This is a genomic window from Amycolatopsis sp. cg13 (genome assembly GCF_041346965.1).
GTDB lineage: Bacteria > Actinomycetota > Actinomycetes > Mycobacteriales > Pseudonocardiaceae > Amycolatopsis.
Map to the genome: position 1 here is coordinate 5,749,280 of NZ_CP166848.1, position 12,514 is coordinate 5,761,793.

12 protein-coding genes are annotated in these 12,514 nt (G+C 68.5%); 8 read left to right on the forward strand and 4 right to left on the reverse strand.

Features of this window, described 5'->3' with window-relative positions; all coding sequences use genetic code 11:
• Positions 1 to 4: 4 nt before the first annotated feature.
• The 4 genes from recF to dnaA form a co-directional block, all read right to left on the reverse strand.
• Positions 5 to 1,159 carry a DNA replication/repair protein RecF gene (recF, locus tag AB5I40_RS26725; RefSeq protein WP_370932760.1) on the reverse strand — a complete coding sequence of 385 codons (1,155 nt, stop codon included), beginning with the start codon at positions 1,157 to 1,159 and terminating at the stop codon, positions 5 to 7.
• Positions 1,160 to 1,177: 18 nt separating this feature from the next.
• A complete protein-coding gene (gene gnd / locus AB5I40_RS26730) occupies positions 1,178 to 2,068 on the reverse strand; it encodes a phosphogluconate dehydrogenase (NAD(+)-dependent, decarboxylating) (protein WP_370932761.1) in 891 nt (296 codons plus the stop codon).
• Positions 2,069 to 2,116: 48 nt separating this feature from the next.
• Complete coding sequence (gene dnaN / locus AB5I40_RS26735) at positions 2,117 to 3,250, reverse strand: DNA polymerase III subunit beta (protein ID WP_037809143.1); 1,134 nt, start codon at positions 3,248 to 3,250, stop codon at positions 2,117 to 2,119.
• A 911-nt stretch (positions 3,251 to 4,161) separates the two neighbouring features.
• On the reverse strand, positions 4,162 to 5,862 hold the full coding sequence (gene dnaA / locus AB5I40_RS26740) for a chromosomal replication initiator protein DnaA (RefSeq protein WP_370932762.1): 1,701 nt from the start codon (positions 5,860 to 5,862) through the stop codon (positions 4,162 to 4,164).
• 601 nt (positions 5,863 to 6,463) lie between these two features.
• On the opposite strand from dnaA, the gene rpmH reads away from it, so the two are divergent.
• The 8 genes from rpmH to AB5I40_RS26780 all read left to right on the forward strand — a co-directional run bounded on the left by rpmH (position 6,464) and on the right by AB5I40_RS26780 (position 12,420).
• On the forward strand, positions 6,464 to 6,607 hold the full coding sequence (rpmH, locus tag AB5I40_RS26745; RefSeq protein ID WP_116205226.1) for a 50S ribosomal protein L34: 144 nt from the start codon (positions 6,464 to 6,466) through the stop codon (positions 6,605 to 6,607).
• Positions 6,608 to 6,629: 22 nt separating this feature from the next.
• Complete coding sequence (gene rnpA, locus AB5I40_RS26750; RefSeq protein WP_116205227.1) at positions 6,630 to 7,061, forward strand: ribonuclease P protein component; 432 nt, start codon at positions 6,630 to 6,632, stop codon at positions 7,059 to 7,061.
• 6 nt (positions 7,062 to 7,067) lie between these two features.
• A complete protein-coding gene (yidD, locus tag AB5I40_RS26755; protein WP_116205228.1) occupies positions 7,068 to 7,394 on the forward strand; it encodes a membrane protein insertion efficiency factor YidD in 327 nt (108 codons plus the stop codon).
• A 4-nt stretch (positions 7,395 to 7,398) separates the two neighbouring features.
• Positions 7,399 to 8,559, forward strand: a complete 1,161-nt coding sequence (gene yidC, locus AB5I40_RS26760) for a membrane protein insertase YidC (RefSeq protein ID WP_370932763.1) — start codon at positions 7,399 to 7,401, stop codon at positions 8,557 to 8,559.
• A 28-nt stretch (positions 8,560 to 8,587) separates the two neighbouring features.
• Complete coding sequence (locus AB5I40_RS26765; protein ID WP_037809133.1) at positions 8,588 to 9,127, forward strand: R3H domain-containing nucleic acid-binding protein; 540 nt, start codon at positions 8,588 to 8,590, stop codon at positions 9,125 to 9,127.
• A gap of 589 nt (positions 9,128 to 9,716) precedes the next feature.
• Positions 9,717 to 10,397: a 16S rRNA (guanine(527)-N(7))-methyltransferase RsmG gene (gene rsmG, locus AB5I40_RS26770; protein WP_037809131.1), complete on the forward strand. Its 681-nt coding sequence runs from the start codon at positions 9,717 to 9,719 to the stop codon at positions 10,395 to 10,397.
• Between the two features lie 86 nt (positions 10,398 to 10,483).
• Positions 10,484 to 11,407 (forward strand): ParA family protein, encoded by a 924-nt coding sequence (locus AB5I40_RS26775; protein ID WP_304504531.1) that lies wholly within the window; start codon positions 10,484 to 10,486, stop codon positions 11,405 to 11,407.
• A complete protein-coding gene (locus AB5I40_RS26780; protein WP_370932764.1) occupies positions 11,404 to 12,420 on the forward strand; it encodes a ParB/RepB/Spo0J family partition protein in 1,017 nt (338 codons plus the stop codon). Before AB5I40_RS26775 ends, AB5I40_RS26780 begins: the two co-directional genes overlap by 4 nt.
• Positions 12,421 to 12,514 lie beyond the last annotated feature (94 nt).

Genomic DNA, 12,514 nt, shown 5'->3' on the forward strand with positions numbered 1-12,514 from the left:
CTGTTCAGGCACGGTTCACCTCCCCGTCGGCCACCGTGAACCTCGCACCGGCGAGCTCGGCGGGCACGTCCTCGGCCACCGCCGCGGTGATGAGCACCTGCTCGGCGCCCGCGGAGACCTCGGCCAGCCGGGCCCGGCGCTTGCGGTCGAGTTCGGCAAACACATCGTCCAGCAACAACACCGGTTCGCCCGCTTCGGCACGCAGAAGCTCGTAACTTCCGAGCCGCAAAGCGAGCGCGAACGACCACGACTCGCCGTGGCTCGCGTACCCCTTCGCCGGGAGTTCGCCGAGGATCAGCTCCAGTTCGTCCCGATGCGGGCCGACGAGACTGATGCCTCGCTCCAGTTCTTGCCGCCGCGAGTCGGCCAGCGCCTTCAGCAACAGCTCGCGCAGTACCTCTGCGTCCGCACGCTCTCCGCCGGGCACGCCGTACGACGGCGGAAGCGCTTCGCCGAGCGAAGACTTGTACGCGATCTTCGCCGGGCGAGAGTCGGGCGCGACGCCCATATAAGCGTCAGCCGTGTACGGCGCGAGGTCCGCGATGAGGTTCAACCGTGCGGCCAGCAGCTGTGCGCCAGCCACCGAGAGATGGTCGTCCCACACGTCGAGCGTCGACAGTGCGTACGGGTCTTCGCGACCAGTACGGCGTTTGCCCGCAGTCTTAAGAAGCGCGTTGCGCTGCTTAAGCACCTTCTCGTAGTCCCCGCGCACGCCTGCGTACCGAGGAGCGCGAAGCACGAGCAGTTCGTCCATGAACCGACGGCGTTCGCTCGGATCGCCGCGCACGAGTGAGAGGTCCTCGGGAGAGAACAGCACCGTACGCAGAATGCCGAGCACGTCGCGCGGCTTGCCGACCGCTCCGCGATTCACACGGGCACGGTTGGCGCGGCCGGGCGTGATCTCGAGTTCGACTGTCAGCTCGCGGTCTTCGTTGACGACCGCGACCCGGACAAGCGCGCGTTCACAGCCATGGCGGACGAGCGGGGCGTCCGTGGCGACCCGGTGCGAACCGAGGGTCGCCACGTAGCCGATCGCTTCGAGCAGGTTCGTCTTCCCCCGGCCGTTCTGGCCGACGAGCACGACCGGCCCCGGTTCGAGGGCGAGGTCGGCCAGCGGCCAGGACCGGAAGTCGGTGACCTGGAGATGTCGCAGATACACGGGCGGGGACCGCGGGAGCTAGCTCCCGGCCTTCTTCACCGCGTGGCCGCCGAACTGGCTGCGCAGCGCGGCGACGGCGCGCATCGCGGCGGAGTCCTTCTGCCGCGAGGAGAACCGGGCGAACAGCGCGGCCGACAGCACCGGGGCCGGAACCGCGTTGTTGACCGCTTCCTCCAGCGTCCAGCGGCCTTCGCCGGAGTCCTCGACGTAGCCTTCGAGGTCGTCCAGCTCCGGGTCCTCGTCCAGCGCGCGCACGAGCAGGTCGAGCAGCCAGGAGCGGACCACGGTGCCGCGCTGCCAGCCCTTGATCACGGCGGGCACGTCGTCGACGATCTTCGCGGCTTCGAGCAGTTCGAAGCCCTCGGCGTAGGCCTGCATGATGCCGTACTCGATGCCGTTGTGGATCATCTTCGCGTAGTGCCCGGCGCCGACCGAGCCAGCGTGCGAGAAGCCTTCCTCGCGCGGGCCTTCCGGACGCAGCGCGTCGAAGATCGGCATCGCGCGCTGGACGTCGGACGCCGCGCCGCCGACCATCAGGCCGTAGCCGTTGTCCTTGCCCCACACGCCGCCGGAGACGCCGCAGTCGAGGTAGCCGACGCCGTGCGACGCGAGCAGATCAGCGTTCAGTTTGTCGTCGGTGAACTTCGAGTTCCCGCCGTCGATCACCAGATCGCCCTCGGACAGCAGCTGCCCGAGCTCGGTGACGGTCTGCCGGGTCGGCTCCCCGGCCGGGACCATGATCCACACGATCCGGGGACCGGACAGCTTGGACACCAGGTCTTCGAGCGAGGTCGAGTCGCTGACGTCCTGGTTGCGGTCGTAGCCGACCACCTCGTGCCCGGCGGCGCGCAGCCGCTCGCGCATGTTGAAGCCCATCTTGCCCAGGCCGACGAGACCCAGCTGAACCATGAGATCCCCTTTGGATTGGATCGGTTTTCCTCGGTTGGACGCGCCCGCTCAGCCCGGCAGCCGGACCGGCATGAGCAGGTAGAGATATCCGGGGACGACGTTGCCCTCGGCGTCGGCGGGCTTGATCAGCGCCGGCCGGTTGGGCGTGGTGAAGGTCAGCTCGGCCCGGTCGCTGTGCAGCGCGCCGAGCCCGTCGACGAGGTAGCCGGGGTTGAACGCGATGGTGACCGGCTCGCCCTCGTAGTCGACCTGCAGTTCCTCTTCGGCGCTGCCCTCGTCGTCGCCGCCGGCGGACAGCCGCAGGGAGCCGTCGCCGAACTCGAGCCGCACCTGGGTGCCGCGCTCGGCGACCAGCGAAACACGCTTGATCGACTCGGTGAGCGCGCTGACCTCGATGACCGCGCGCGAGGTGTGGTTCGCGGGCAGCAGCTGGCGGTACGGCGGGAACTCGGCGTCGAGCAGCCGGGTGGTCGTGTAGCGACCCGCGCCGGAAAGACCGAGCAGGCCGTCGCCGGAAGCGAGCGCGAGCTGCACCGTGGTGCCCGCGCCGCCGAGCGTCTTGGCGGCCTCGGCGAGCGTGCGCGCCGGGACGAGCACCGCGGCGTCGGACAGGCCCTCGGCCGGCTTCCAGGTGAACTCGCGCATCGCGAGCCGGAACCGGTCGGTGGCGACGAGGGTGAGCGTCTCGCCGGAGATCTCCAGCCGCATGCCGGTGAGCATGGGGAGCGTGTCGTCCTTGCCGGCCGCGGTGGCGACCTGGGTGACCGCCTGGCCGAAGACGTCGCCGGTGAGCTCGCCCGCGTGGGCGGGCTGGGACGGCAGCTGCGGGTAGTCCTCGACCGGCATGGTCGGGAGGCTGAACCGGGCGCTGCCGCACGTGATGGTGGCGCGGGCGCCGTCGACGGAGATCTCCACCGGCTGCGCGGGCAGCGCCTTGGTGATGTCGGCCAGCAGGCGGCCGGAGACGAGCAGCCGTCCGCCGTCGGCGATGGTCGCGGGCACGCCGACCGTGGCCGAGACCTCGTAGTCGAAGCCGGAGACCGTGAGCGCGTCGGACTCTCCGTCCGCGCCCGCGTCGAGGAGAACACCGCCCAGCACCGGCACCGGAGGCCGGGAGGGGAGGCTTCTGGCCACCCACGCGACGGCGTCGGCGAGCCCGTCGCGCTCGACGCGGATCTTCATGCGCGCTTCCTTTCGACAGCCGAGCCCCTCGGCTCGTGAAGGGGTCGCCGGGCACCAGTCGTGAGTACCGCGCGCGACCGGGTCCCCGCTCGGTCCGGTCCGCCCCGCGCGGGAACGGACCAGCTGCAGACATCCACGTTAGGCCGTCGCCGGGGGTGCCGTCACCTCGGCCTCCCCTTGAGTTTGTCGACAAGACGACACGAATCTCGGCTTGTCCCCAGTTTCGTCCTCCGCCTGTTTTTGTTCTGTTCTTTCTTAGAAGAGATGAAAAACCAGTAGCAGTAATAGGGGCTGTGGATTGTGTGGACAGGGCTCGTTCGCGCTGGTCGTGGCGTGCGGCGGCCTGTGGGCAGCCCTGGTGGCGGATCGGTGGATGGTTCGGGCGATCCGTGGATGGTTTCGAGCGGTCCCCGATTCATCCACAGTCGGACCTAGTTGTCCCCAGGGTTGTCCCCAGGTTGAGGCCGAGTTGTACCCAGGCTCTGGGGGTGGTCTGAGCGCCCGGGATCGCCCTGGTGAGTGACGAACCACAGCTGTGGATGACCTGTGGGCAACCTGGGGAATCAGCGTGGACAACCCTGGGGACAACCTGTGGATTCGGTGTGAGCGGGATGTGGATCAAATCCGGGTCGGCGCAGCTCCGGGATCTGTTGGCACTGTGGGCAAACTGCCCACACCCTGGGGAAAACCCCTTGTGTATCAATAAGTTTGAGAAATTCTCTGTACACAGGCTGTGGACGTCTGTGGATGCGTACGCGTGCTTCGCTCCTACGCCGTTCTGTACGCACGCTTCAGCTGCGTACGGGCGAGAAGCCAGTGAGGGCAACAAAAAGGCCGCCACGGGGGTCCGTGGCGGCCTTCGTTGTCGAAACCGGACTGTCTACAAGCGAGTGTCCAAACGCGGCAGTCGGCTACTGACGCGCGCGCTGCTTGATCCGCGACGTCAGCTCTTGCACCTGGTCGTAAATCCGCCTGCGCTCGGCCATCTCCTTGCGGATCTTCTTGTCCGCGTGCATGACGGTCGTGTGGTCGCGGCCGCCGAACGTCTGCCCGATCTTCGGCAGCGACATCTCGGTCAGCTCGCGGCAGAGGTACATCGCGATCTGGCGGGCGGTGGCGAGCGCCTTCGTCTTGCCAGGCCCGCACAGCTCGTCGAGCGTCACGTCGAAGAACTCGGCGGTGACGCCCATGATGGTCGGCGCGGTGATCTCCGGCGTGTGCGAATCCGGGATCAGATCGCGCAGCACGATCTCGGCGAGCCCGGCTTCCACCGGCTGCTGGTTCAGCGACGCGAACGCGGTGACGCGGATCAGCGCGCCCTCCAGTTCGCGGATGTTCGCCTCGACCCGCGACGCGATGAACTCCAGCACGTCGCCGGGCACCGCGAGCCGGTCCTGCGCTGCCTTCTTGCGGAGGATCGCGATCCGGGTTTCCAGCTCAGGCGGCTGGATGTCGGTGATCAAGCCCCATTCGAACCGCGTCCGCAGCCGGTCCTCCAGGGTTTCCAGCCGCTTGGGCGGCCGGTCGGAGCTGACCACGATCTGCTTGTTCTGGTTGTGCAGGGTGTTGAAGGTGTGGAAGAACTCCTCCTGGGTGCCTTCCTTGCCCTCCAGGAACTGGATGTCGTCCACCAGCAGGATGTCGACGTCGCGGTAACGCCGCTGGAAGGCGACCTTGCGGTCGTCTCGCAGCGAGTTGATGAAGTCGTTCGTGAACTCTTCGGTGGAGACGTACCGCACGCGCATGCCGGGGAACAGTCGCTGCGCGTAGTGCCCGACCGCGTGCAGCAGGTGCGTCTTGCCGAGCCCGGACTCGCCCCAGATGAACAACGGGTTGTACGCGCGGGCCGGTGCCTCGGCCACGGCGACCGCGGCGGCGTGCGCGAAGCGGTTGGACGCTCCGATGACGAAGGTGTCGAAGTTGTACTTCTCGTTCAGCTTCGTCTTCGACGTCTGCGGCTGCGCGGGCGCGGTGTAGGGCTGGCCCGCGATCGGCTGCCCGGCGAACCGGGGCCAGATCTCGTTGGCGGTCGCCAGCGCTTCGCCTTCTTCGTCGACTTCCTCGTCCGGGTCCTCGATGTCGTCCAGGCCGGGGTGGGCCGGATGCAACGGCTGCTGCTGAGGCGGGGGCGGCGGCGGGTCGACCCGCGCCGGCGGAAGACCGGCCGCTTCGACTTGCGGCCGGCGCGGCGGCGGTTTCGGCTTCGGACGCTCCGGGCGCACGTGGTCGGCCTGGCCGTTCTCCGTGTGCGGGCTCGCGGGCTGCTGCACCGGCAGCGGCTCCGGATGCGGGACATCGTTTTCCACCCGGGCGGGTGACGCCGCATAACGGGGTACCGGCGCGACCGGTTCAGTGCTGTCGACCTTCACCGCGAGCGACACGGGACGGCCGAGCCGACGGGACAGCGCTTCGGTGATCGAGGTGCGCAGCGCGCGTTCGATGGCTTCCTTCGCGAAATCGCTCGGCGCGGCCAGCAGCGCGGTGCCGTCGAGGAGACCGATCGGGCGGGTCACCCGCATCCAGGCTCGTTGCTGCGGGGAGAGGGTGCCGTCGGACAGCTCCCGCACCACCTGCTCCCAGATGACGCCCAGATTGTGCTGGTGCTCCGACACCGGTCTGACTCCCCTCCCCTCGTCGGCGCGCACGCCTCGGACCCACCCCGAGCACGTCCTGGAAGCTCGCCTCGAAGCACGCGGTCCGGACTCACCCGCGCGACGGCACAGCGATATCCACAAAGTTGTCCACAGCTGTGCACTAATGTACGGCCGTCCGCAGCCACGCCACCTGCGGGCTCGGCGTACTCCCCGGGCGCCTCCACACCCCCCGGCGCCGGCGAAGCGGCATCAGTCCTGCCCGGAGGCCGAGAGAGGCACGCTAACAAGCCCTGCCCGATGCCACAAGGCGTGGTGCTGGGCAAGCATTTCACGGTGTACGGCGTGTTGCCATTCGGTGCCGCGCCGTGCCGGGAGGCAGTCTCGCGGGCCGGTCGCCGAGGGTGGCGGAGGGGCGCCTGCGGCGTTCACGACCGGGGTGCGTACCCTCGTAAGGTCTCCCGTATGCGACGGGTGCGTTTCGCGTGCCTACGTATGTCGTCGCTCGTCGTGACGAGACCACCCGGTGGTAGGAGACAGCACGAACTTCCGTGCGACCCGCACGACACGCCGGGCGCCGGGGAATCCGCCGTCGCCCGACGGCCGAGACACAGGAGAAGCAGTGAGCAAGGGCAAGCGCACCTTCCAGCCGAACAACCGTCGTCGCGCGAAGACCCACGGTTTCCGCCTGCGCATGCGGACCCGCGCGGGTCGCGGCATCCTCGCGGCGCGCCGTCGCAAGGGCCGCGCCGAGCTGTCCGCCTGATCCGGCTCCGCGCAACCGCGTCGTGCTGCCCGCTGGCGCACGTCTGCGGCGGAGCGAGGACTTCCGGGTCGTCCTCCGCCGGGGGTCCCGAGCCGGCAGGCGCCGCCTCGTCGTTCATGCGTTGACCACGGACCCGTCCGTGGCCGCCTCGTTCGCGGCCAGGGCGGGTTTTGTGGTGAGCAAGGCCGTCGGCAACTCGGTGGTGCGCCACCGGGTGACCCGCCGGTTGCGCCACCTTGTTTCCGCGCGTCTCGGAACACTGCCCGCGGGCACTTCGTTGGTGGTACGGGCATTGCCTCCGGCGGCGTCCGCGTCGAGCGCGGAGCTGGGCTCCGACCTCGACGCCGCGCTGCGCCGGCTCGGCCTCGCGCCGTCCGGCCGCCCGGCCGGGGCCGATGCTCCCCGGCAGCCGCGTCAACAGGGCGCGGCACCCGACCACGGATCAGCGGTGTAAACGGCCATGGACGCCACCTCCGAGCACAGCACCACCGAAGCACCCGAGGAAGGAAAGCCGCCCCGGCCGGGACCGGTCGCGTGGGTGCTGCTCCTTCCCGTGCGGTTCTACCGCAAGGCGATCTCGCCCTTTCTTCCCCCGGCCTGCCGGTTCTACCCGAGCTGCAGCGCGTACGCAGTCGAAGCCCTGACCCGCCACGGCGCGGCCAAGGGCTCCTACCTCGCGCTGCGCCGGCTGCTTCGCTGCGGCCCGTGGACCCCGCCCGGCCGCGACCCGGTGCCCGAGAAGTTCTCGTGGCGACACCGCACGCCTGAAACACCGATCGAGGAGTAGCTCAGTGCTCGATTTCATCTACTACCCCGTGTCCTTCATCTTGTGGTGTTGGCACAAGGTCTTCGGGTTCGTCTTCGGGGAAGCGACCGCGATCTCGTGGATCCTCGGCATCATCTTCCTGACGTTCACCGTCCGCGGCATCATGTTCAAGCCGTTCGTGAACCAGGTCCGGTCGATGAAGAAGATGCAAGACTTCGCGCCGGAAATGAAGAAGATCCAGAAGAAGTACGCGAACGACCGGCAGCGCCAGGCGCAGGAGATGCAGAAGCTCCAGCGCGAGCACGGCGTCAACCCGCTCGGCAGCTGCCTTCCGATGATCCTTCAGATCCCGGTCTTCATCGGCCTGAACCACGTGCTGCGTGCGTTCACCATGCCGCCCGCGGGCGGCGGCGCGAAGACCGAGAACTACTTCTTCAACGCCCAGGACGTGTTGTCGTACACGAGCGCGAAGCTCTTCGGCGTCAACATGGGCGAGGCGGTCAACAACGGCGTCGGCGCCGTCGCGGGCCACGTCGCGAACGGCGGGTGGCACTGGGAGGTCCTCCCGGTCGCGCTGCCGCTGATGATCATCGCCTCGATCGCCACGCACCTCACCGCGCGCCACTCGGTCTCCCGGCAGAACGCGTCGGCCGCGGGCACCGCGCAGACCGCGATCATGAACAAGCTCACCATGTACGTCTTCCCGCTCGGCGTGCTCGTGTTCGGTGCGTTCTTCCCGCTCGGCCTTCTCTTCTACTGGCTGGCGAACAACGGCTGGACGCTCATGCAGCAGCGCCTCGTCTACACGAAGATCGACAAGGAAGAGGCGGCCCGCAAGGCGGAGGCGGCCGAGAAGCGCGCGTCGCTCGGCCCGAAGCCGGGCCAGAAGCCGACCGCGCCGAAGGTCGGGCAGAAGCCGGTGCAGCAGAAGAAGAACCAGCAGCAGGGTCAGCAGGGCAAGGTGACCAAGGCGGGTTCGGCGCACGGTTTCGCGCAGACCGCCACCGGCGGCAAGTCCGGCAACGCGAAGTCCGGCAGTGCCGCGTCGTCCGAGACGAAGGCAGCCGAACCGGCGGAGAGCGCGCCGGAGCAGACGTCGAACCAGAACGGATCGAAGGAGAACGGCACCGGAGTGCCCGGGCTCCTCAAGGACTCGAACAGGAAGTCGGGCCGGAAGCGTCGCTGACGCTTCGGGTTCGGAGAGGAGACTGAAGATGTCGGAGACGGTCGACACGATCGACGCCGATCAGGAAGAGACGAGCGCCGCGGCCGAGCCGAAGGCGGGCGGTGACGACGCTCTCGTGCAAGAGGGCGACATCGCCGGCGACTACCTCGAGCGTCTGCTGGACTTGCTCGACTACGACGGCGACATCGATCTGGACGTCGAAGCCGGCCGCGCGATCGTCAGCATCGACGGCGGCGATGACTTGGAGAAGCTGGTCGGCCCCCGCGGCACGGTGCTCGAAGCGCTGCAGGAGCTGACCCGCCTCGCGGTCCAGCAGGAGACCGGCTCGCGCAGCCGGCTGATGCTGGACATCGCCGGCTGGCGCGCGGACCGCCGCGAGGAGCTCCGCGAGCTCGGCCGGTCCACCGCCGAGTCGGTGCTGTCGAGCGGCGAGCGGGTGCGCCTGCAGCCGATGAGCCCGTTCGAACGCAAGGTCGTCCACGACGCGGTCGCGACGGTCAAGGGCGTCACGAGCGAGAGCGAGGGCGAGGACCCCAAGCGGCGCGTGGTGATCTTCCCCGAGGACTGAGCCTCTCGGACACAGAGCACTGAGCCGAAGCGGCCCACCGGAGTGATCCGGTGGGCCGCTTCTTTTGTGCCCGCTTCTTGCTCCGGTACCGGAGGCGAGTCATGCCGAGTTCCTCGGCTACCGCGATCGATCCCTCGAAGCGCACCGGCGCGGTGCCCTCGCCGAGGAGAGTCCTCCCCGCCGCCGGAGGACGAGGGGTGCCGGTTCGACAGCCAACCTTCGCCAGTCGCATGGCTGCGTCGCCGCCGCCTCGATGTCTCCGGCGACGAAGGCGAAGTTCTCGTCCGCATCCGGTTGGCCGCCGGGACGTCGTTTCGCCGGTGTCCCCCACTCCGGCTTGGGCGCTTCGACTCCGCTGATCGTCGGCACGGTTGACGCGCGGAGCGAATTACAAGCGTGGCGTTTCACGTGAAACTCGCCGCCCCCTCACCCGGCTCACCGCGTTTCACGTGAAACGACCTGTGGATCGCTCGGCGACTCGAGTGGAGTTGTCCACAGTTGCGGTCTGTCGGCTCGATTTGGCGTCGGCATCAGGGACAATCAACCGAGCGCGTTTCACGTGAAACGCGCGGAGCGAGGAGTGGGAGTAGTGAGCTTGGACGGCGCCACCGGGACGGTCCGGACCGCGGCGGTGGAGGTGTTCGGGGAGCGCGTCGAGCAAGCCGCCGGGTACGTGGAGCTGCTGGCGACTCATGGGGTCGAGCGAGGGTTGATCGGTCCGCGTGAGGTGGACCGGCTGTGGGAGCGGCACGTGCTGAACTCCGCGGTGATCGGTGAGCAGATCCCGTCCGAGGCGCGTGTGGTCGACGTCGGGTCGGGTGCTGGGCTTCCGGGAGTACCGCTGGCGATCGCTCGACCGGACCTCGATATCGTGCTCTTGGAACCCATGGCTCGCCGGGTTGACTGGTTGGCCGAGGTCGCCGAGAAGCTGGAACTCCCGATCACCATCGTCCGTGGACGCGCCGAGGAGCGGTCCGTACGCGAGCAGCTGAGTGGCGCAGACGTCGTCACCGCTCGCGCGGTCGCTCCCCTCGCTCGGCTCGCGGGCTGGTGCCTTCCCCTGGTTCGTCCCGAAGGTCGACTGGTTGCCCTCAAAGGTGCCAGCGCCGCTGAAGAGATCTCCCGTGACCGCGACGCGGTGCGCAAGGCCGGTGGTGCCGAACCACAGGTCGCTGAATGCGGGAAGGCAGTACTCGAAGTCCCCAGCACGGTGGTCCTGATCCGTCGCCTGCCGCCGAAGCCGAACCGGCCACGCGGCAGACGGAGCTAGCGAACGACAAGAGCCGCGCCGTTCCACGTGAAACATCGCGGTGTGAACGCCCCCGAATCGTCTACCAGGAGGAGGTGTCGAGACCGGTGAATCCCCCGCCGTCCGACTCCGCGGAGGCCAGCCAGGAGATGGGCTGGACGCCGATCGCTGAAGAAGCCGTTCGCGCCGCGAGCGTGCTCCACCCCAAGGAAGGGGTGCTCCCCCGCCCCTCTCGCCGCCGGGTGCTGACCGTCGCCAACCAGAAGGGCGGGGTCGGCAAGACGACGAGCACCGTCAACCTGGCCGCGGCGCTCGCCGTACACGGACTGAAAACGTTGGTGATCGACCTCGACCCGCAGGGCAACGCCAGCACCGCGCTCGACATCGACCACCGCTCCGGGACGCCCTCGATCTACGAGGTGCTCATCGGCGAGGTCTCGATCGCCGAGGCCGCGCAGCAGAGCGAGCAGTCCCCCAACCTCTACTGCGTGCCCGCGACGATCGACCTCGCCGGTGCCGAGATCGAACTTGTCTCCATGGCGAACCGCGAGACGCGGCTCAAGGAGGCGCTGTCGTCCGGGGCGCTCGACGAGATCGGCGTCGACTACGTCTTCATTGACTGCCCGCCGTCGCTCGGTCTCCTCACCGTCAACGCGATGGTGGCGGCGCAGGAAGTGCTCATCCCGATCCAGTGCGAGTACTACGCGCTCGAAGGTCTCGGGCAGCTCCTCAGCAACATCGAACTCGTGCAGCAGCACCTCAACCGCGAACTCAGCGTGTCGACGATTCTGCTCACCATGTACGACGGTCGCACCAAGCTGGCCGATCAGGTGACCAACGAGGTCCGCAACCACTTCGGCGACACGGTGCTGAAGACCGTCATCCCGCGCAGCGTGAAGGTGTCCGAGGCACCCGGCTACGGCCAGACCGTCCTCGCCTACGACCCCGGTTCACGTGGTGCCATGAGCTATCTCGACGCGGCGAAGGAGATCGCCGAGCGGGGTGTGAACGAGAGGAGCAGCACCACATGACTGAGCGCAGAGGAGGGCTCGGCCGCGGGCTGGCGGCCCTGATCCCGACCGGACCGGCGACGCCTCCTCCGGCCGCGACCGAGGCAGCCACGCCCGCGGAGAAAGCGGTGCGCGAGGACAAGGGCTGGTTCGCGGCGAACGGTGCCGCGGGTCAGCCGGTCGCGGGCGGCGAGGTCGCCGGCGCGGTGTACCGCGAGATCCCGGTCAGCTCGGTCAAGCCGAACCCGAAGCAGCCTCGCCAGGTTTTCGACGAGGAAGCACTCGCCGAACTCGAGCATTCGATCCGCGAGTTCGGGCTCATGCAGCCGATCGTCGTCCGCGAACTCGGCGACGACGAGTACGAACTCGTCATGGGCGAACGTCGGCTGCGCGCCTCGCAGCAGGCGGAGCTCGAGGCGATTCCCGCGATCGTGCGGCAGACCGCTGACGAGTCGATGCTGCGGGACGCGTTGCTGGAGAACATCCACCGCGTGCAGCTGAACCCGCTCGAAGAGGCGGCGGCTTACCAGCAGCTGCTGGACGAGTTCGCGGTGACGCACGAGGAGCTGGCGAGCCGCATCGGCCGCAGCCGTCCGGTCATCACGAACACCATCCGGCTGCTCAAACTCCCCCTCGCCGTGCAGCGGCGGGTGGCCGCGGGCGTCCTGTCCGCCGGGCACGCGCGGGCGCTGCTGTCGCTGGAGGATCCGGAAAGCCAGGAAGAACTGGCGGCGCGGATCGTCGCGGAGGGCATGTCGGTGCGCGCCACCGAGGAAGCCGTCACGCTGAAGAAGAGCGAGAAGCCGGCCAAGCCGAAGGCCGCTCCCCGCAAGCCGATTCAGGCACCCGGATTGCAGGAACTCGCGAACCGGCTGTCCGATCGGTTCGACACCCGGGTGAAGGTCGACCTCGGCCGGCGCAAGGGACGCATCGTTCTCGAGTTCGGGTCGGTCGACGACCTCGAGCGGATCGTCGGGATCATCGACGCGAATTCCGGGGAAAAATCGGCGAATCAGACCGACGAAACCGATTAGGGATCACCCAGGGTCGTTTCGTCACGGTGATGATTGCGGATCGAGGCGGCCATGGTCACCCGGAGTGGCCGCCGGAATCGACCGGCGCGGGGAG